The 19,778-nt window shown below is 38.4% G+C and carries 21 protein-coding genes and 1 pseudogene; all 22 read left to right on the forward strand.

Translation table 11 applies throughout. The annotated features are described in order from the left end of the window. Positions 1-93 precede the first annotated feature (93 nt). The 22 genes and pseudogenes from HVS_RS03830 to HVS_RS03925 all read left to right on the forward strand — a co-directional run bounded on the left by HVS_RS03830 (position 94) and on the right by HVS_RS03925 (position 19,490). Positions 94-564, forward strand: a complete 471-nt coding sequence (locus HVS_RS03830; RefSeq protein ID WP_242971669.1) for a polymorphic toxin-type HINT domain-containing protein — start codon at positions 94-96, stop codon at positions 562-564. Next, the gene (locus HVS_RS03835) at positions 548-1,135 is read left to right on the forward strand and encodes a DUF2247 family protein (RefSeq protein ID WP_101299428.1); all 588 of its coding nucleotides are present in this window, start codon (positions 548-550) and stop codon (positions 1,133-1,135) included. Before HVS_RS03830 ends, HVS_RS03835 begins: the two co-directional genes overlap by 17 nt. A 539-nt stretch (positions 1,136-1,674) precedes the next feature. After that, positions 1,675-2,022: a hypothetical protein gene (locus HVS_RS03840; protein WP_101299430.1), complete on the forward strand. Its 348-nt coding sequence runs from the start codon at positions 1,675-1,677 to the stop codon at positions 2,020-2,022. 257 nt (positions 2,023-2,279) lie between these two features. Then, positions 2,280-3,251, forward strand: coding sequence for a polymorphic toxin-type HINT domain-containing protein (locus HVS_RS03845; RefSeq protein WP_101299432.1), 972 nt, complete (start codon positions 2,280-2,282; stop codon positions 3,249-3,251). A 146-nt stretch (positions 3,252-3,397) separates the two neighbouring features. Further along, positions 3,398-3,886: a hypothetical protein gene (locus HVS_RS03850; protein WP_101299434.1), complete on the forward strand. Its 489-nt coding sequence runs from the start codon at positions 3,398-3,400 to the stop codon at positions 3,884-3,886. Then, positions 3,886-4,281, forward strand: coding sequence for an RHS repeat-associated core domain-containing protein (locus tag HVS_RS03855; protein WP_101299436.1), 396 nt, complete (start codon positions 3,886-3,888; stop codon positions 4,279-4,281). Before HVS_RS03850 ends, HVS_RS03855 begins: the two co-directional genes overlap by 1 nt. Positions 4,282-4,370: 89 nt before the next feature. Continuing rightward, entirely contained in the window at positions 4,371-5,207 is an 837-nt protein-coding gene (locus HVS_RS03860) for a polymorphic toxin-type HINT domain-containing protein (RefSeq protein WP_101299437.1), read from the forward strand. Next, complete coding sequence (locus HVS_RS03865; RefSeq protein ID WP_101299439.1) at positions 5,207-5,566, forward strand: hypothetical protein; 360 nt, start codon at positions 5,207-5,209, stop codon at positions 5,564-5,566. Before HVS_RS03860 ends, HVS_RS03865 begins: the two co-directional genes overlap by 1 nt. A gap of 195 nt (positions 5,567-5,761) precedes the next feature. Further along, positions 5,762-6,151, forward strand: a complete 390-nt coding sequence (locus HVS_RS03870; protein ID WP_101299443.1) for a hypothetical protein — start codon at positions 5,762-5,764, stop codon at positions 6,149-6,151. Continuing rightward, positions 6,141-6,281, forward strand: coding sequence for a hypothetical protein (locus HVS_RS16450; protein WP_159063373.1), 141 nt, complete (start codon positions 6,141-6,143; stop codon positions 6,279-6,281). The genes HVS_RS03870 and HVS_RS16450 overlap by 11 nt, the downstream gene beginning before the upstream one ends. Before the next feature lie 130 nt (positions 6,282-6,411). Continuing rightward, the gene (locus HVS_RS03875) at positions 6,412-7,788 is read left to right on the forward strand and encodes a phage NrS-1 polymerase family protein (RefSeq protein ID WP_101299445.1); all 1,377 of its coding nucleotides are present in this window, start codon (positions 6,412-6,414) and stop codon (positions 7,786-7,788) included. 105 nt (positions 7,789-7,893) lie between these two features. Next, positions 7,894-9,192 (forward strand): annotated as a pseudogene (locus HVS_RS16990) (IS91 family transposase). A 213-nt stretch (positions 9,193-9,405) separates the two neighbouring features. Continuing rightward, a complete protein-coding gene (locus HVS_RS03890; protein WP_101299451.1) occupies positions 9,406-12,888 on the forward strand; it encodes a polymorphic toxin-type HINT domain-containing protein in 3,483 nt (1,160 codons plus the stop codon). Positions 12,889-12,900: 12 nt separating this feature from the next. Continuing rightward, positions 12,901-13,176, forward strand: a complete 276-nt coding sequence (locus tag HVS_RS03895) for a DUF1871 family protein (RefSeq protein WP_207654800.1) — start codon at positions 12,901-12,903, stop codon at positions 13,174-13,176. Between the two features lie 256 nt (positions 13,177-13,432). After that, positions 13,433-13,567, forward strand: coding sequence for a hypothetical protein (locus HVS_RS17485; protein WP_014254453.1), 135 nt, complete (start codon positions 13,433-13,435; stop codon positions 13,565-13,567). A gap of 30 nt (positions 13,568-13,597) precedes the next feature. Next, entirely contained in the window at positions 13,598-13,918 is a 321-nt protein-coding gene (locus HVS_RS03900; RefSeq protein WP_159063374.1) for a hypothetical protein, read from the forward strand. Positions 13,919-14,068: 150 nt separating this feature from the next. Continuing rightward, positions 14,069-14,296: a hypothetical protein gene (locus HVS_RS16995; protein WP_242971670.1), complete on the forward strand. Its 228-nt coding sequence runs from the start codon at positions 14,069-14,071 to the stop codon at positions 14,294-14,296. 175 nt (positions 14,297-14,471) lie between these two features. Continuing rightward, the gene (locus HVS_RS03910) at positions 14,472-14,861 is read left to right on the forward strand and encodes a hypothetical protein (protein WP_101299455.1); all 390 of its coding nucleotides are present in this window, start codon (positions 14,472-14,474) and stop codon (positions 14,859-14,861) included. Next, entirely contained in the window at positions 14,851-14,991 is a 141-nt protein-coding gene (locus tag HVS_RS16455) for a hypothetical protein (protein ID WP_003519487.1), read from the forward strand. Before HVS_RS03910 ends, HVS_RS16455 begins: the two co-directional genes overlap by 11 nt. A gap of 131 nt (positions 14,992-15,122) precedes the next feature. Further along, entirely contained in the window at positions 15,123-17,291 is a 2,169-nt protein-coding gene (locus HVS_RS03915; RefSeq protein ID WP_242971721.1) for a phage/plasmid primase, P4 family, read from the forward strand. A gap of 271 nt (positions 17,292-17,562) precedes the next feature. Further along, positions 17,563-18,876: a phage major capsid protein gene (locus HVS_RS03920; protein WP_101299459.1), complete on the forward strand. Its 1,314-nt coding sequence runs from the start codon at positions 17,563-17,565 to the stop codon at positions 18,874-18,876. Positions 18,877-19,187: 311 nt separating this feature from the next. After that, the gene (locus tag HVS_RS03925; RefSeq protein WP_192876523.1) at positions 19,188-19,490 is read left to right on the forward strand and encodes a hypothetical protein; all 303 of its coding nucleotides are present in this window, start codon (positions 19,188-19,190) and stop codon (positions 19,488-19,490) included. Positions 19,491-19,778 lie beyond the last annotated feature (288 nt).

The raw sequence follows: 19,778 nt of genomic DNA on the forward strand, positions 1-19,778 counted from the left end.
GATACTCTGATTAAAACAGAAGATGGCTACAAAAAAACAACACCAACTCATCCATTTTGGGTAATAGGAAAAGGCTGGGTAGCAGCAGGTGACATGGAAGTAGGAGATAAGGTATACTTATACTCAGGTGATGCGAGAGAAATAAAGGAGTTAAAGTTTGAGCATTTAGATTCACCAATAAAGGTATACAACTTTGAAGTTGAAGACTGGCACACATATTTTGTATCAGAGCATGATGTATTTGTCCATAATAGCTGTGGAGGCAAGGGAAAGGCATTAAGTCCTTCAGAGGCTTCTGAGAAAATAACAAGTGCTGAAAGAACAGGTTCGGGATTAAAATCTGACGTATACCATCGTTCTGCTAGCTATTTATCAGAAGGTCAGCTTTCACAGGGAACGACTTTTTCTATTACTGGTGGTGATGGTGTTGATAGAACATTATTACAAGTTTCTGGAGAATTAAATGGCAAAACAGGAATATTTGAATATATTATAGGATCTGATGGGATAGTTACTCATCAAATTTTTAAACCAGGGGGTATAATAAATGGAGTACCAAATTAAAAAATTGACTGATAAGCAAATAGACAAATTAATTCTTGAAAGTAAATTTCCAATGAATTCATTGAGTATTTTCATACCATATTCATATGCATTAAAATTAGTTGATTTAAACTGGAGTGATATGTTATTTGCAATTGAGAATGGTTATTTTACTCATCAATCAGCTATTGAACATGCTATAGCTGAGATTGAAAAGAATGAGAATTATTCACAGGCGATTTTTGATTTAGCATGCTTATTCCCAACTCAGACAATACAAGTAGAATCAATTTATCCATATATTAAGGAATTGGCAAATTTAACATGCGAGCAGTTAAAAAGGCAATCGAAAAATAAGATTATGTATGTTTTGCTAAGTTGGGTGTTTGAACATAGAGAGAATTATTCAGACCCATTTAAGGTAGTTGAGATTATATATGATGATTTTGGTTTTCCAGAAACAATATCTAATTTTGTTAGATATATGCCTTCCAACCAACCCAATTTAGGAACAGTTGAATTAAACAAAGAACGTCTATACAGAAATTGGGAAACATACTTAGACAAACAAGTTGTTTACTGGAAGAAGTAATTGCTATTAGTGCCATTTGAACTCGGATAGAAATATAATTTCTTGAAGTTAATGATAGCTTAATATAAATTAAAGGAGCTGTTGCACAAACAGTTAAAAACTGCTTTGCAAAGTTTCTTTTTATTATCGGACTTTAACAGTGGAAATTAAAAAACTTCTGAAATAATTCATAATAATGGGTCATAGAAGTTTTTCTTTTTAAAAGATTCAGAGCAGGATGTATTTGTACATAATAGCTGTGGGAAAAAGATATCTAGTAATCCATAAGGGTTAATTAGAAAAGACTATAAAAATGGTGAAATAATTAAATGGCATGATCTTAAAAGTGGAAAAGCTCTATTTGAATGGAATAAGGATATGAAATATGGAGAACACTTTCATAGAACACCTGATGGTAAAAATAGATTTACTAATCCGAATACAGGAGATACTCATTTGTGGCCAGGTGATATTATTTTTTTAAGATTTTTTCTAAGTTAAACAAAGTTGATTATATTGAAAGAATATAATAACATTTAATTGAAGTGAGGTTTTGTTCAATGAAAAAAATATCAATTAATAAAAATACAATAGAATACCTAAAGGATTTAGATGTTCATGATTCTGAGCTTAAAGAAATATATTGTAATTATGACAAGCATATAGTTGTTATCCCGATAACTTTACAGAATCCTAATGAAAAAGGTGTTCCTTTGAAATTGGAGTTTATCAATGTAAAAAAAATTGATGTAAGTATTTATGAACCTTGGGGTGAAGGAATTTATATTAATGAATTAACAGTTCAACTAGCTAAAGATTATTTGAGTTTTGAAGTGTTAATGAATTCTGGGGATAAAATAAATATAATTGCATCTGAAATGATATATCAGTGTCAAGATACTGTTTAGTATAATCTTTAATTCTTTAGCATTTAACATGAGGGAAAGTGTTTAATTAAAAACTTAAAGCGGACTATAAAACCTTTGAATTTTAATAAAAATATGTGACTGTAAGCAAGATGTATAAATTAACAATCTGCTTACAGTCTTTGGATTAATGGGGAGGAAGTATAACAGATCCAATTACACTGCATAAATACCTGTATGCAGATCGTGACCCTGTAAATAAAATAGATCTATCAGGATACTTTTCAATTTTAGGAGTAATGACAGGTATAACAATTGGTGCCACAATAGCCTCAATTGCAATACCTGTTTTCACTGGAATATATCTTGCAATAGTAAATCAGGTGTCGGTATTAGATTATATAGCAGCATTATGTTCTAAAGATGTTTGGATTGAGGCAGCTATAGGTATTGGAATTGGTACTGTAGCTGGGATTGGAATTAAGGCAATAGCCAAAAAACTGTCAGCTAATATGGTACTATTTTTAGGAACAATCATGTCCCTGTGGAGTCTCTATCAGTCAATTAATTTAAGTATTGATATGATAAATGGAGGAGTGTCCAGAGAGCAGGTAGCCAGATACCTAGCAGTACTTACAGCAACAGTGATATTGACTACATTAATAGGGAAGATATGTTTTACTGAAGATACGCTGATTAAGACGGAAGATGGCTATAAGGAAATTAAGGATATAGAGGTTGGAGATTTAGTTTACTCGGAGGATCCACTAACAGGAGAGAAGGGACTTAAAAAAGTAACAAATGTATTTGTAAATGAAACTAGCGTTATAGTAAGGGTTTTTGTAGAAGATGAAGAAATAGAAACAACACCAACCCATCCATTTTGGGTAATAGGAAAAGGCTGGGTAGCAGCAGGTGACATGGAAGTAGGAGATAAGGTATACTTATACTCAGGTGAAGGAAGAGAAATAAAGGAGTTAAAGTTTGAGTATTTAGATTCACCAATAAAGGTATACAACTTCGAAGTTGAAGACTGGCATACATATTTTGTATCAGAACATGATGTATTTGTACATAATAGTTGCAAAGGGTATGATAAGCAAAAAAAAGGAACTCCACGTAATAATCAAGCTCAAAATAAACAATTTAGAGATATAGTAAAAAAATTAAAATTAAATAAAAATCAACAAAGATTATTACACGAAGAGATTACCGGGCAAAACTATTCATATCAAGAAATTTTATCTATAGCGAAAGATATGTTTTGGTAACAATATTTAGGAGTATGGGTATTTAAATATAAAAATCATAGATAATATATGCCATATAAGCAAATTTTAGCATATAGTGTTGTAAAAAACAGGTGTTAGGTTTATGAATTACATTAAAACCTAACACCTACAATAGGGAGGTTAAAATGATAAATTATACTGAAGTTAAAGATATAATTAAAAGAAAGCTTATAGGGATTCATATGACTAACATTGGCAGGGCTGCTGATATGTTATGGATTCAATATGGAAATTTTATAACCGCTAAAAACTATAAAGGAGAAGAAGTTAGAAAAAGCGAATATGCAATTCATGTCCAGGGTCCTTGGAGTTTTATGCAAAACGAAAATATTTTGTTATCGAGTAATGATATATTAGAATTAGGAAATAAGAAGGGTGAAAAACAATTAAAAGAAGATAATGTTTTATTTGATGATAAGTGTGAAAAATTCATAAAAAAGGTGTTACCAGTAACTGTTAGAGATGTTGATATAAGCGAAGATGGATCTTTAAATATATTGTTAAGCAAAAATTTGAGGTTCCAAGCAATTACGGATAAAAATAAAAAAAATGAATATTGGAGATTTATAGATAATAATAAAAAGGAGCATTTGGTAATATTTGAAGAGTTTTAATGAATTTGATTACTTTAATTGTATTAAGGTATATATTAATAAAATGGAAACTTTCACTTTGGAACTCTAATGTATTTTTTAAGAGAAAAGATTCATGGGGAGGTATTATAACTGACCTAATTACCCTGCATAAATATCTGTATGCAGGTTGTGATTTTGTAAACAAAATTGACCCGTCAGGACACTTTTCAATTTTAGGAGTAATGACGGCGATAACAGTTTCCGCCATAGTAGCTTCCATTGCAATACCTGTTTTCACGGGAATATACCTTGCAATAGTAAATAAAGTATCAGTGTTGGATTCCATTGCAGCATTGTGTTCGGAAGATGTCTGGATAGAGGCTGCTATGGGCATTGGAATGGGAACAATAGTAGGATTGGGATTAAAGCAATAGCCAAAAAACTGGCATGCGAAGTGGTGGTATTTATAGGAGTAATTATGTCCCTGTGGAGCCTTTACTAGTCAATTGATTTAAGTATTAATATGATAAAGGGAGGGGTATCACGGGAGCAGGTAGCCAGATACCTGGCAGTACTTACGGCAACGATAATACTGACTACATTAATAGGAAAGGTATGTTTCACTGAGGATACCCTGATTAAGACGGAGGACGGCTATAAAGAAATCAAAGATATAGAGGTAGGGGATTTAGTTTACTCAGAAGACCCGCTGACAGGAGAAAAAGGACTAAAGAGAGTAACCAATGTATTTGTAAATGAAACCAGCGTTTTAGTAAAGATTTATGTAGGAGATGAAGAAATAGAGACAACACCGACCCATCCATTTTGGGTAATAGGAAAAGGCTGGGTAGCAGCAGGTGACATAGAAGCAGGAGATAAGGTATACTTATATTCAGGAGAAGGAAGAGAAGTAAAGGAAGTAAGATTTGAGTACTTAGATACACCAATAAAGGTATACAACTTTGAAGTTGAAGATTGGCATACATATTTTGTATCAGAGCAGGATGTATTTGTACATAATAGTTGTAAGGGTAAGGGAACGAGTAGTACTGGACAAGGATTTAAGACATTTAATGAGGCTAAGAAAGCATTGGGTTCACCAGGAGAAGGTAATGCGTGGCATCATATTGTTGAACAATCTCAAATAAAAAAATCCGGCTTTGACCCAACTCAGATCCATAATACCAACAATCTAATTGCTGTTGACAAAGCCACACATGCGAAGATTAGCGGATATTATTCTTCAAAACAAGCATTCACTGGTGGCAAGACTGTAAGAGACTGGTTGGCAGGACAAAGTTTTGAAGCACAATTTGAGTTTGGAATAGATGTACTGAAAAAATTTGGGGTGATAAAATAATGAAAGATATTAGCAAAATTATTGAGGATTACAGGAATAGTGCTGTTAATCACTGGAAAGCCTCTTGTGAAGGTGACCACAAAACAGCAAATAAATACTATTCTAGGTTAACTAAAATTTATAAATTGTTTCTGGGAAATAGAGAAATATTGGAATCAGTTTTACCGCAGCTAATAAATGATAATGATTATGCTGTTCAAACTTGGGCATCAGCGCATAGTCTTGGTTTAGGCTTTATGAAAGACGAAGCAGAAAGTAGATTATTGTTTATTTCAAACTTACCTGCGAATGAGGCACCAAGTTTTGAAGCTAAAATGACTCTTAAAGTGTGGAAAGATAAAGGCACTTTAACATTTTAAGAAGTTCATATTTTTAGTAAATGTTATCTTATCTGAGGGACTACCTTGCTTAATAAAGTAAAAATAAAGCATTATAATACTTAATACCCGGCAAGCCAATATAACGGCAAGTCGGGTTTTCTTTTTATCTACGCTTGACAATATGTAATACATTGTGACACAATAAAACCAGCAAGAAATACAGGAGGTGCAATGATGTCTACAGAAAAGGATAGTATGCTTCGGGTAAGGCTTACACAAAGGCAGTCGGATGAATTGGACGCGATTATTGGTGAGCTTCAAGCACAAATGCCGGAGGCAAGCGTTACTACATCAAGCATAGCAAGATACGCTCTGGAGAAGTATGTAAGCGACCATATTGCCAAGCGCGACGGTACCAAGATTTTCATTGAAATCAGTACAGCAGATGCCACAGAAGAGGATATAAAGAATCTCTATGACCTCATTTCCAAGCTGTTTGATGAAACAAAGGAAAATTACTCACCAATGGTTAATTACATGGTTGGGGAGATTTTAGAGCCTGTGATGATGAAGATGGCAAGCCTCATGAAGCCTAAGAAACCGGAGGTGAGGGATGGTGAGTAAGAAACAGTACACAGTCCACTGCCCCCATTGCAATCACAGAGTATTTGATGCCGATTATGCTGATGTTGAAATCAAATGCCCAGTATGCAGAATGGTTTTTGAAGTAAAGCTGGAGAAAAAGGCGGGGTGAAAAGTGAATAAATCTGGCACAGAGCCACAAAGGGAGCACAAGACTCACCTATAGAGCCTGGCAGATAGTCTAAAAACTATTTGTCGGGCTCTATTTGTTTTCCCGGCAACACAGGAGGTGAGAAAAGAAAATGAACCAATATGAAAACATTCCAGAGGAATTGAAACAGTTACCACAATGGGTATGCCATAGAAATAAGGTACCATTTAATCCGTTGACAGGAGCACCAGCAAAGGCAGGACAGCCTGTGACGTGGGCAAGTTTTGAGGATTGTGTGAATGCTTTGGATGGCGGAGGCTATGACGGTATCGGCTTTGAATTTAACAATAACGGCATTGTGGGTATAGATCTAGATCATGTTATTGCAGAGAATGGCTCATTATCTGACGAAGCGGTTGGGATTGTAGCAATGCTAGACAGCTACACAGAGTATTCTCCCAGTGGCAAAGGATTTCATATATTCGTCAAGGGTGATATCCCTGTAGATGGCAGGAAGAAAGGCTTTATTGAAATGTATAAAGCCAAAAGGTATTTTACCATGACAGGTAATGTCTATGGTGATGAAAAGCCTATAAATGAGCGCACAGAGCAAGTCAAACAGTTATTTGGTAAATATTTCTCCGATTCCAAATCGGGAAAATCTGTTGGTACAAACAATCCTTGTATCAGTTCTGCAAAGGACTATCTTTCCATCGGACTTGCCAAGGATGCTGTGTTCAAGGCTCTTTGGGATGGTGAATACCAAAGTGAGAAGTGTACCAGCGAGAGTGAAGCAGATCTTGCACTGATGGGTAAGCTGCTCTATTGGTGCTCCGGCAATATAGATGCAGCCATTGAAGCCTTTATCAAATCCCCCTATGTAGCAGGAAAGGATGACAAGCACACAACCAAGCTGGAACGGTCTGACTATCTCCAAAGAACCGCTGTGAAAGCGATGCAAGGCTTGACCTCCACTGCTGCCGGGGATGATGAGCAGTATTGCAAACAGCAGGAATTCACCCTTGATGATATGGGTAATGCCAGAAGGCTTGTAGCCATGTGTGGTAACAGCATCCGTTTCAGTTATATTAAAAATAATTGGTACTGCTGGGACGGTAAGGTTTGGCTGGAGGATGAGACAGGAGCAATCAACCGTCTTGCGGATAATACCGTTGAAGCCATGTATACAGAGGCTATAAAGCTTACAGATCAAGACAAGAGAGACAAACTTCTGAAGCATGCAGCAAAGACTCGCTCTATTGCGGGCAGAAAAGCAATGATTGAGGGAGCAAAGCACTTGGAGGGTATACCTGTTATTCCGGCAGACTTTGACAAGGATGTGTGGCTGTTGAACCTTCAAAATGGAGTCCTTGATTTGAAATCAGACAAGCTTTATCCACACAATCCCGACTATATGATAACTCAAATCAGCAATGCCAGTTACAATCCAAGTGCTAAATGCCCAAGATGGCTGGATTACCTTGATAGTATAGGAATTTGCATTTTAGCCTTTGGTCTTAGTAGGTAAAAAATACATGTCAGAGAAATAAAATTGTTGATTGGATTGCAAAATTTGTATAAAATAAAGTGGAATATATGTATAAAAGGTGGGTTATAGTTTTTAAGAATAAAAGTGATAACAGAAGAAGAAAAGAAAGACAAGAATATATTTAAGCAGATAATAGAAGAGAACTGGGAAGACTTCAAAAAGAAGTACCCATCGTATAACAAACCGTATTATGAAGAAGTTATAAAAAAGACATTGCTATGTGGGTCAGAGCAGGGAGGATATACGGAGTATAGATGTATGGAATGCGGACAGGGGATGAGGCGTATACCATTTACCTGTAAAAGTTGTTTTTGTCTTTCGTGTTCAAAAGTTTATACAGATGAAGTAGTAAGCCAAGTTAGTAAGATGCTAAGGTCTGGAATGAAGTACCGACATGTGGTGCTGACAATTCCAGAGCAATTAAGAGAAGTATTTTATAAGTATAGACATAACGGGGAAATATTGTCTGAATTAATGCGTACAGGCTACAGATGTGTGGAAGAAGTAGTAGGAACAGCAGTAAAAAGGAAAGTGAAAATAGGCATGATAATGGTGCTGCAAACCCATGGAAGATCAGGACACTATAATCCCCACTTGCATATACTTTTGACAAGTGGAGGAATAAATGAAGAGAGGAAAGAGTGGAAGGAATTGGGGTACCTGCCTTTTGAGATTATCCATACGAAATGGCAGTATCATTTATTGAACATGATAAGAGAACAAGTACCCACCAAAGAGATGAATAAAATGGTAGACAATTTGTATAAGTTATATACAAAGGGATTTGTTGCAAATGTAAGTAAGGGGGAAGCACCTGAGAAAGCAAAAGGTCTTGCAAAATATTTGGCAAAGTAGATGGCATCACCACCAATCAGTGTAAGGAGAATCATCAGATATGACGGTGAAACAGTAACATATTGGTATAATGATCATGAAACAAAAGCTAGAAAAGAAGAGAGTTTGGATGTGTTGACCTTTATAGGTCGTATGGTACAGCATATACTTCCGAAGGGATTTCAACGTATAAGATATTATGGTTTGCAGGCAACAAAAACATATGAAAAATGGAGTCAAGTGATAAAAGAAGGTCTTAAGAACTTTTGTAAAGCAGTACAAGGAGTTTATGAAGTAATTGAATCTAGGAATTATAGACAAAGATATAAAGAAAGTAGTGGGAAGGACCCGTTAAAGTGTCCTTTTTGCGGGAGTGAAATGAAAGTATGGAAAATATGGCATCCGATATATGGAGTAATATATGACGAAGAGAAAAATATCAGACAGGGAAAGTATGAAAAATATTCTAAACCAAGAGATAGAGGAGGATGTACCCTTCGGGGGTGCACCAGAATATTACAAATATCGATGTTCTCATTGTCACTTTGAGAACACAATGAATGAGGCCAATGTAGATGTGGCTTTCGGTTGGACTAAGAAAAGGACAAAATGTTCAAGGGGGTTAATGCCCGTACTTGAATGTCCCATTTGTTCATGCTTAACATATGAATGTGTGGATTAAAAAAGTCCGCCCGATAGGGCGATAAGTTCATTTCAGAAACAGACCCTGAAGGCAATACGAAGAGTTATAAATATGATTCAATGGGAAATAAAATTTCCGAAACGGATGCCAACGGAAATGAAGTTTTATACAAATATAACAGTAATGGTTGTATGACGTCAAAAACAGAGATTGACAAAGTTACCGGAAAAGAAATTAAAACAGAATATATTTATGACTCAATGAACCGGCTTATAGGAATGATTGACGGCAACGGAAAAAGTATAAGAATTGAGTACAATGCGGCAGGACAGCAATCAGCCCTTATTGATAAAACCGGCAACAGAACGGAATATGAGTATGATGCCTTTGGAAATCTTATACTTGTTAGATATGCTGACGGTACCACTGAAAAGTCTACTTATGATGCAGAAGGAAGAGAGACTTCATCAACGGACAGATTGGGCAGAACCACAAGGTATGAGTATGATAAACTGGGAAGGTTGATAAAGACTATAAACCCTGACGGTTCTTGTGTTGAAAATGAATATGACCCGTTAGGCAGGATAATATCCGTAAAAGATGAGCGGGGAAATGTAACAAAATATAAGTATGATGAAGTTGGCAATACAACTGAAGTTATTGACGCCCTTGGAAACGTGACAAAATATGAGTATGACAAAAACGGCAACAGGACAAAAATGATTGATGCCAACGGAAATGTTATTACCTTTGAATACGACAGCGACAATAACCCGGTAAGAACTATTTTCCCGGACGGCACTTATACATCTTATGAATACAACAGCATAGGTCAAAAAATATCAGAGCGGGATCAGGCAGGGTTAATTACGGTTTATGAATATGATGCAGCAGGAAGGGTTACAAAGGTTATTGACCCGTTAGGAAATGAAACCTGCTTTGAGTATGATGCTAAGGGAAATAGAATTTCCCAGACGGATGCCAATGGAAACAAAGTGAGATTTGAATATGACAAAATAGGAAATGTAACAAAGCAAATACTACCGTTAGGCTATGAAGAAGTAATCACATATGATGGTGAAGGCAGGGTAACGTCAAAAACGGATTTTAACGGCAGCAAAATAGAATTTGAATACGATGTCGATGGAAACCTGATAAAGAAAACATATCCTGACGGAAAGAGTGAAGTTTACACATACACCCTTTCAGGACAAAGGGAGTCAGTTACTGATGAAAGGGGTACTACCTATTATGAATATGACCTGATGGACAGATTAATAAAACAAATAAATCCGGATGGAACCCAAATAACGTATACATACGACAAAGCCGGCAATTGTACAAGTGTTACCGTTCCGTCAGGCACCACATATTACACATATGATGAGTTAAACAGGCTAAAGTCCGTTACAGACCCGGACGGAAACACAACTACTTATACATACGATGCCATAAGTAACAGAAAAAGCGTTACTTATCCTAATAAAACAACAACCGAATATGAATATGACTATTTAAGCAGATTGACATCCCTGCTAAACCGCAATGAAGCAGGGGAAATAATTTCATCGTATAAATATACCCTTGGTCCTGCAGGCAACAGAATCAGGACGGAAGAAAACAACGGAAGGGTAATAAAATACACATATGATGATACTTACAAATTGATTAAAGAGGAAATAGAAAACCCTGACGGAGACAAGACAATAATAGAGTATACATATGATGCAGTTGGAAACAGGCTTTCAAAATCCGTAAACGGTGTGGTGACAGAATACACATATGACGCAAACAACAGGCTTATAACCGAAGGGCAGACTGTCTATACCTATGACAAAAACGGAAACACACTGTCTAAAAAGACAAATACAGGAGAAGAAGTAACATATACATATGATTACAATAATAGGCTTACAAAAGTTAATATTACAGGTGCTAAAGACGCATCCACAGTTGAATATGCTTATAATGTAGATGGTATAAGAGTTCAAAAGGTAGTTGACGGTATAGAGGTAACTAATTATCTGGTTGATGAAAACAGACTGTATGCCCAGGTATTAGAAGAAAGGGACGGCGAAGGCAACTTAACAGTAAGTTATGTTTACGGTGACGATTTGATAAGCCAAAAAAGAGGGGATAGTTTTAGTTATTACCACTATGACGGAATAGGAAGTACCAGGGCATTAACCGATATACATGGAAACATAACGGACACATACACATATGACTCCTTTGGAATGCTGACATCCAGGACAGGAACAACAGAAAACGACTATCTCTTTACAGGAGAGCAGTACGATGCAAATGTAAACTTCTACTATTTAAGAGCAAGGTATATGAATCCGGCATTGGGAAGATTCCTGACTATGGATTCATGGGGAGGTATTATAACTGACCCAATTACCCTGCATAAATACCTGTATGCAGATTGTGACCCGGTGAACAAAATCGACCCGTCAGGACATTTTTCGATTTTAGGAACCTTGGCACTTGTAACGTATACAGTCTCAATAGCAGCTATTGCATTACCTGTTTTTGCAGGAATATACCTTACAATAGTAAATAAAGTATCAGTGTTGGATTACATTTCAGCACTGTGTTCGGAAGATGTATGGATAGAGGCGGCCATAGGTATTGGAATGGGAGCAGTATTAGGATTGGGGATTAAGGCAATAGCCAAAAAACTAGCATGTGAAGTGGTGGCATTTATAGGAGTGATTATGTCCCTGTGGAGCCTTTACCAGTCAATTGATTTAAGTATTAATATGATAAAGGGAGGGGTATCACGGGAGCAGGTAGCCAGATACTTGGCAGTACTTACGGCAACGATAATACTGACTACATTAATAGGAAAGGTATGTTTCACTGAGGATACCCTGATTAAGACGGAGGACGGCTATAAAGAAATCAAAGATATAGAGGTAGGGGATTTAGTTTACTCAGAAGACCCGCTGACAGGAGAAAAAGGACTAAAGAGAGTAACCAATGTATTTGTAAATGAAACCAGCGTTATAGTAAAGATTTATGTAGAAGATGAAGAAATAGAGACAACACCGACCCATCCGTTTTGGGTAATAGGAAAAGGCTGGGTAGCAGCAGGTGACATAGAAGCAGGAGATAAGGTATACTTATATTCAGGAGAAGGAAGAGAAGTAAAAGAAGTAAGATTTGAGTATTTAGATACGCCAATAAAGGTATATAACTTTGAAGTTGAAGATTGGCATACATATTTTGTATCAGAGCAGGATGTATTTGTACATAATAGTTGTAAGGGTAAGGGAACGAGTAAGACTTCAGTAAAGATAGGAGATGATTTTGGTAAATTAGGAAAGGTTGTGGAAAACCCTGGGTTAAAAGTTGACTGGGGTCAATATTCCAAACATGGATTAGGAAGGATGATGGAACGAAATGTAACAACAGATATGGTTAATGACTGGGTAAGAAATGGTAAGGTTCTTCAACAAAGCGGAGGACAATACCTGTTCGTGACAAGAGAGGGTGCTGCTGTTGTTAATCCAAACGGAAAGCTTATAACAGTTATGTCAAAGTATGACTTTGATGAAGTGATGGGAAATGTTGTTAACAAGTTATTTGGGAATTAGGAGGCTGCGACAGTGAAATATAATAAAATGACAGTGAAATATAATAAAATCGAAAAAATTATAAATGACTGGGATCCAATAAATTTGTTTCCATATTCTCCACCAGATGAATACAGGACAGAGATAGAAAAAATTTATAATTCGTGCGACAAAGTATGCGATAAAGAAGCCCTTGGTAGACTCATATATAAGGTGTTTGTTGATGAATTTGGGGATGACGTTTTTAAGTTTAATGTAAATAAATGTGTAGAAATAGCAGGTTTAATTCTATCAGAGGATACACTATAGGGGTCGCCCATGCTCCCTATTTGCTCTTTGGCAAATGCGGATTTTCGTAAACCATAAACATCGTTACGACTCCAAAGCGTGAAATCCCACCACGATTGAAATCAACCCCGCCCCCCATTGCGGGGCTGTGTGAGCTGGAGTAGGGCGTTTATGACCCTGCTCCTTATTCAATGGTCTAAAAATATTCTGGACTTTTGCAGAATTAATGAGATAGTGTACAGTAAATCGTCAAACTGATGTAGGTGGGCGCAGTTTGATGCTTTACTATGAAATAGACAATAACGGAAGCATAACAAAGGAAACAAGAAGGTATATCAAGAACGGCGTAATCAACCCTATAATTACTGATTACGAATATGACGGCTATGGAAATCTTACTAAAAAACTGTGAATTCCGCCGACAATACATATATTACAAGCTATGTCTACAGGAACGTGTAGTACTCAATCGGTATTAAATGCAGGTTCTAAAGCAGATGATTTGAAAGCTGTAGATGATTTACCTTCAAATATTCAAAGCAATGTAAAGAGCTTCTTTAAAGGTGGCTCAAATAAATACAATGACTTTACAGTTGAGAAGATGCCGAATGGTAATTATATGGCAAAGATGACTAAGCCGGGTGATGTTCCAGGTTCAAAAGCTATTTACTATAAAGAAATTTCGCCAGACGGAACTACTATTAAAGTCTATAAAGATACATTTGACCCTGCCGGTAATCTTGTCCATACAAAACCAAAGTAAGCTGTAGGAAGAAGAACTTATAATGGTGCTTCAAATACTTGAACAGTTCAGAGATTTAGTGATAGATAAAAATACATTGATTCAGTTGCTACCGTTGGAACTAAAAAAATAAAAACTGATAAACCTGTAGAAGTATGTAATAGACATGTATTGTTGCTGCTAGAGAGCTATCAAAAAGGTGTTATTTCTAAACAATGGCTTCTAGATTGGGTAAATACTGTGTGGTTTTCTGGCTTATTTGAATATTGTGATGAAAATTGTGATTGTATTGCCAGTGTGATGAATGAACTAGAAGAAATTGATGAGGATGGAAAAGAATTAACTCAAAAAAAAATAAATAAATACATTCATGCATTAGAGAATAATATTGAAATTTAAAAGAAATTAACCAATTAGCGGTTTCTTTGTATGCTACATCAGGGAGCTTCTTAAGCATATGTTTTTCCCGGCAAGCCAATACAACGGCAAGTCGGGTTTTCTTTTTATCCATGCTTGACAAATTGTAATACAATGTGATACAATTAAACCAACAAGAAATACAGGAGGTGCAATGATGTCTACAGAGAAGGATAGTATGCTTCGGGTAAGGCTTACACAAAGGCAGTCGGATGAATTGGATGCGATTATTGGTGAGCTTCAAGCACAAATGCCGGAGGCAAGCGTTACCACATCAAGCATAGCAAGATACGCTCTGGAGAAGTATGTGAGCGACCATATTGCCAAGCGTGACGGAACCAAGATTTTTATTGAAATCAGTACCGCAGATGCCACAGACGAGGACATAAAGAATCTATATGGCCTTCTTTCCAAGCTGTTTGACGAAACAAAGGAGAATTACTCACCAATGGTTCATTACATGGTTGGAGAGATTTTAGAGCCTGTGATGATGAAGATGGCAAGCCACATGAAGCCTAAGAAACCGGAGGTGAGGGATGGTGAGTAAGAAACAGTACACAGTCCGCTGCCCTCACTGCAATCACAGGGTATTTGATGCCGATTACGCTGATGTTGAAATCAAATGCCCGGTATGCAGGAAGGTTTTTGAAGTAAAGCTGGAGAAAAAGGCGGGGTAAAAAGTGAATAAATCTGGCACAGAGCCGCAAAGGGAGCGAATGACTCACCTATAGAGCCTGGCAGATAGTCTAAAAAACTATTTGTCGGGCTCTATTTATTTTCCGGCAAGTCAGGAGGTGAGAATTTGAAAGTGACAATGATGGACACAGCATTAAAATATGCAGAAGCCAATATCCCCGTTATACCTCTGCACTGGATTTATGAGGGTGGCTCCTGCTCCTGCAAGGCAGGGAAAAATTGCGACAGCAAGGGAAAGCATCCGCTATATACCGGCTGGTACAAGAATTCCACTATTGATGTTGAGCAAATAAGGAAATGGTGGACGAAAACCCCCAATGCCAATATCGGAATTCCTACAGGTGAGAAATCCGACTGGCTGGTGCTTGATGTGGACGATGGTGGTGATGAAACCCTATCTGCACTTGAGGCAACACATGGAAAACCTCCGGATACGGTTACTGCTGTTACAGGAAGTGGAGGTCGGCACTATGTATTTATATACCCTAAAGGCCGGAGTATTCCTAATAAGACCAAGTTTGCACCGGGTCTTGATACCCGTTCAACAGGTGGACTGATTGTCGTGGCTCCAAGCATTCATGTAAGCGGTAATCGGTATGAATGGATAAAGGATTATTCTCCCTTTGACAGAACCCCGGCAGAAGCTCCGGAGTGTCTATTAATGCTTATGGAAGCGAAGGAATCTATGCTTACGCCCTTTGATAATCCGAATAGAGCGAGCAGCAGTATTTCTGCAACAATTGATGAAGGGAGCCGTAACAGTGCCCTGACGAGCCTTGCCGGGAGTATGAGAGCAAGAGGAATGACAGAAGAGAGCATCTATGCGGCATTACTTGCAGAAAACAACGCAAGGTGCAATCCTCCGCTTGATGAAGCGGAAGTTAGAAAGATAGCGCACAGTGTTAGCCGATACCAGCCAAACCTTCTGGTGAAAAAGTATTACCACAGGACAGATAGCGGGAATGCAGAAAGGCTGCGTGACAGGTTCGGCTCAATCATAAGGTATTGTCCAGCTTTTAAGTACTGGCTGGTATATGACGGCTGTTGCTGGAGGAAAGAAACCGGAGAACTTACGCAGTTTGCTATTAGAACAGCAAGAGATATGCTCACAGAAGCAAGTCGGATAGAGGATGAGGCTGCAAGAAAAGAACTGGTGCGCCATGCTATGCAGTCTGAAAACGCAGGCAGACTGAAAGCCATGATCGATGTGGCTTCAAACCTTGAAGGCTTGATAATAAACCCTGATGAGCTGGATGCAGATATATGGAAGCTGAACTGTAAAAATGGTGTGGTAGACCTAAAGACAGGAGAACTTTTCCCTCATAAGCGGGAGTACTATATGAGCAAAATCTGTCCTGTTGAATATAACCCAGAAAGCAAGGCTCCCAGATGGATTGAGTTTCTGAATACCATTACGGGAGGAAGCAACGAGCTTGTAAGATACCTTCAAAAAGCTGTAGGCTCGTCATTAAGCGGAGATATTTCAGAGCAGGCCCTATTTGTCCTTTATGGAACAGGAGCAAACGGAAAAAGCACATTTCTAAACACCATCTCTGACCTGTTGGGAGATTATGCAAGAAACACTCCATCCGAAACCTTTATGGCTAAAAGAATAGAAGCGATAGGAAATGATATCGCAAGGCTTCAGGGAGCAAGGCTCGTTACTGCCATAGAAATAAATGAGGGACAAAGGCTCTCTGAGGCATTGATTAAGAGCTTTACAGGCGGAGACAGAATCACAGCAAGGTTCCTTTATGGAGAATACTTTGATTTCCAGCCGCAGTTTACCCCATTTCTCGTAGTAAACCACAGACCTGTCATAAGAGATACCAGCCACAGTATTTGGAGACGCATTAAGCTGATTCCATTTACCGTCACCATACCCGAGGATAAAAAGGATAAGCAGCTACCAGCTAAGCTGAGAGAGGAGCTGTCCGGCATATTGTCGTGGGCAGTAGAGGGCTGCTTTCTTTGGCAGAAGGAAGGACTTGAAATGCCTGATGAAGTCAAAACAGCTACAGAAGGGTACCGGGAGGAAATGGATACTTTCTCATCGTTCATTGAGGAATGCTGCATTGTGGAGGAGGGCAGGAAAGTCTCCAATCGGAGCATCAGGTACGCTTACGAAACATGGTGCCGGGAGAACGGAGATTATCCTCTTGGTCAAAAGCTGTTCAATGCAAAAATGACGGAGCGCGGCTTTGCTGTCAAACGCAGCGGAGCCAATGGCAGCAGGGACTGGCATGGCATTGGTCTTGCGGATGAGGGGATACTTTTGTGATTACTGACGACTGACGGTTTCTGACGTCAATTCCGTAAATTTTTATATATATTTTTTCTTATGTGAAATTTATGAAAAAAGAGTCAGTAAGAGTCAGTACGTCAGTAAAATCTCAGTACCCTGATGCAGAGGGGAGGGGGAGGTCAAATCTCTACAGTAAAGCATAAGGGCAACGGGCTGGCAGCACCGCGTAAAAAAACGCAGGTTCAAACGGGGTATTAACCCCAGACCATATTAACAAAAAAACAATTATGAAAATGGAGGTTTAAACATGAGATTTATAGCAGATTTGGTACATGAGAAAAAGCAATTGGTGAAAAAAGCAGAAGCCATTTTGCAGGAAGCTGAAAAAGCGGGTGGAAGTTTGACGAAGGAACAGGAGCGACAGTTTAATCGCTACACAGACAAAATAAAGAGCATTAATGAAAGCATTGATGAGGAATTATTAAATATCAGAACCTCTGAGCCAATTCTAATTACACCACAAAAAGCTGTATCTCCTATTGAAGAATCAAAAACACCTGTAACAAAAGCCGTATCAAAATCATTCAGAGGGATGTTCTATGGAAACGAAACTGTGAGCTTAAGCAACAATGGTTTTCATTCCATGGATGAATTCCTGAGAACACTTCACTCAGGCAGAGCCGACAACAGGCTAATAAATGCCAGTATGGTGGAAGGGATACCTGAATTCGGCGGATATTCCGTACCGGAGGAATACGGAGCCTTCCTGATGGATAAATCCCTGGAGAATGAAATCATCCGTCCCAGAGCAACAGTATGGGCAATGGGAAGTGAAACAAAGAAAGTACCAGCCTTCGATGGAGCAGACAGGACCAATCACCTATTCGGCGGTATCTCAGGAGAATGGATGGAGGAAGGGCAGACAGGCACACGAAAAACAGCCAAGCTAAGGCTGATCCAGTTAAAAGCCAAGAAGCTGGCTTGTTTCTCACAGGCATCCAATGAACTTATTGCAGATGGGATGTCCTTTGAAGAAATGTTAGCTGGAGCACTCATTAAAGGCTTGGGCTGGTACATGGACTATGCATTTATCAATGGAACCGGTGAAGGCCAGCCTCTTGGTATTATAAATGACCCGGCGCTGATTACTGTAAATAAAGAGGACTCTCAAGAACCAGCTACAATTACCTATCAGAATGTTGTCAATATGTTCTCAAGGCTTGCTCCGTCCTGTTTTACCAATGCGGTATGGCTCGCCAATCCATCGGTAATACCACAACTACTTACCATGACTATCACCATTGGTACCGGTGGCGCTCAGATACCGGTATTCAGGGAAGAGAGCGGGAAATTCACACTTCTGGGTAAAGAGGTTTTATTCACTGAGAAATGCCCCGCATTGGGTGCTAAGGGAGATTTAATTCTAGCAGATCTTTCTCAGTATGCCATAGGCATGAGGAAAGAGATTGCTCTTGACCGTTCCAATGTTCCCGGCTGGATGGAGGATATGACCGACTACAGAGTGATTGTGCGTGTAGATGGTCAGGGAACCTGGGATAAACCTATAACACCGAAAAACGGAGCAACGCTCTCATGGGCAGTAGCTCTGGAAGCGAGATAGTCTGCTGAAATTTTATCCAAAGTCATCACTGAACCCAGTTTTGGGGTAAATGAGTGAATACTTATTTCATTGCCACAGAACCCAATTTGAGCATAAGCAATACTTAGGGTGAAATGAGCAAATTGGAAGTGCTGCTCCTGCTGAGAAAGGCTTTTGACAGGGGTAGTGACCTTACCCACTGGTATGCTTTAATCTCTTGAAACTCTTAAGAATACTGGATTCATGAGTAGAATTGACTTGCTATATCAGTGGTTCAGAGTGATGAATGTTACTGCGGAATAAAGGCTTTAACCGTAGGAAGGGGTGAAAGCGTGAGAGCAAAGATTACCACAACCATAGAGGAAGCCTTATTAAATCAAGCCAAGGTACTTGCTAAACAAGAGGGTTTGTCTGGTGCCAATGCCATTATTGAAAGGGCTCTGGAGTTGTATTTTACCAGTATTCAAAGTGAAGTATGGGAAAAATCGTTGCCCAGCGGCTGGATAAAGAAACTGGTTCTCAAAGGGGATTCTATTCTGTACGAAAACATCAAGTGCAGAAAAGCCATGGAGAACTGCAGGCCGGATGATTACACACCTGAAAGCCTAAAAGCAAAAGGCTGGAAGAAGGTTTAGCAGCCAGTAAAAGAACTCTGTATTGCTCCCTGAAACGTAAAAGCGTAGGTTGCAGCCGTAAGCTTTGTTGAAACAGAAAGGGCAAATAAAGAGGATTTTGTTGCGGTTGCAGCAGTTATAAGTACAGAAGTTATATCAGTCAGAAATGTTAAGAAATTTGTGTCCATGCGAAGCAGTAAAAGACCTTTGAAATCAAATGAACTAAGGCTCGTGATGCCTTAAATCACGTAATTTGTCACACCAGGAATAGATAGGTTGGCGTTCCCTTGCGAGGATTAAGGTTGAAGG

Source organism: Acetivibrio saccincola, assembly GCF_002844395.1.
In the GTDB taxonomy this organism is placed as follows: domain Bacteria; phylum Bacillota; class Clostridia; order Acetivibrionales; family Acetivibrionaceae; genus Herbivorax; species Herbivorax saccincola.

Excerpts from the sequence above, each read along its gene's own strand:
- HVS_RS03830 (WP_242971669.1), top strand. The coding sequence starts at position 94 with ATGGAAGTAGGAGATAAGGTATACTTATACTCAGGTGATGCGAGAGAA.
- HVS_RS03835 (WP_101299428.1), top strand. The coding sequence starts at position 548 with ATGGAGTACCAAATTAAAAAATTGACTGATAAGCAAATAGACAAATTA.
- HVS_RS03840 (WP_101299430.1), top strand. The coding sequence starts at position 1,675 with ATGAAAAAAATATCAATTAATAAAAATACAATAGAATACCTAAAGGAT.
- HVS_RS03845 (WP_101299432.1), top strand. The coding sequence starts at position 2,280 with ATGACAGGTATAACAATTGGTGCCACAATAGCCTCAATTGCAATACCT.
- HVS_RS03850 (WP_101299434.1), top strand. The coding sequence starts at position 3,398 with ATGATAAATTATACTGAAGTTAAAGATATAATTAAAAGAAAGCTTATA.
- HVS_RS03855 (WP_101299436.1), top strand. The coding sequence starts at position 3,886 with ATGAATTTGATTACTTTAATTGTATTAAGGTATATATTAATAAAATGG.
- HVS_RS03860 (WP_101299437.1), top strand. The coding sequence starts at position 4,371 with ATGATAAAGGGAGGGGTATCACGGGAGCAGGTAGCCAGATACCTGGCA.
- HVS_RS03865 (WP_101299439.1), top strand. The coding sequence starts at position 5,207 with ATGAAAGATATTAGCAAAATTATTGAGGATTACAGGAATAGTGCTGTT.
- HVS_RS03870 (WP_101299443.1), top strand. The coding sequence starts at position 5,762 with ATGTCTACAGAAAAGGATAGTATGCTTCGGGTAAGGCTTACACAAAGG.
- HVS_RS16450 (WP_159063373.1), top strand. The coding sequence starts at position 6,141 with ATGGTGAGTAAGAAACAGTACACAGTCCACTGCCCCCATTGCAATCAC.
- HVS_RS03875 (WP_101299445.1), top strand. The coding sequence starts at position 6,412 with ATGAACCAATATGAAAACATTCCAGAGGAATTGAAACAGTTACCACAA.
- HVS_RS03890 (WP_101299451.1), top strand. The coding sequence starts at position 9,406 with ATGGGAAATAAAATTTCCGAAACGGATGCCAACGGAAATGAAGTTTTA.
- HVS_RS17485 (WP_014254453.1), top strand. The coding sequence starts at position 13,433 with ATGCTTTACTATGAAATAGACAATAACGGAAGCATAACAAAGGAAACA.
- HVS_RS03900 (WP_159063374.1), top strand. The coding sequence starts at position 13,598 with ATGTCTACAGGAACGTGTAGTACTCAATCGGTATTAAATGCAGGTTCT.
- HVS_RS03910 (WP_101299455.1), top strand. The coding sequence starts at position 14,472 with ATGTCTACAGAGAAGGATAGTATGCTTCGGGTAAGGCTTACACAAAGG.
- HVS_RS16455 (WP_003519487.1), top strand. The coding sequence starts at position 14,851 with ATGGTGAGTAAGAAACAGTACACAGTCCGCTGCCCTCACTGCAATCAC.
- HVS_RS03920 (WP_101299459.1), top strand. The coding sequence starts at position 17,563 with ATGAGATTTATAGCAGATTTGGTACATGAGAAAAAGCAATTGGTGAAA.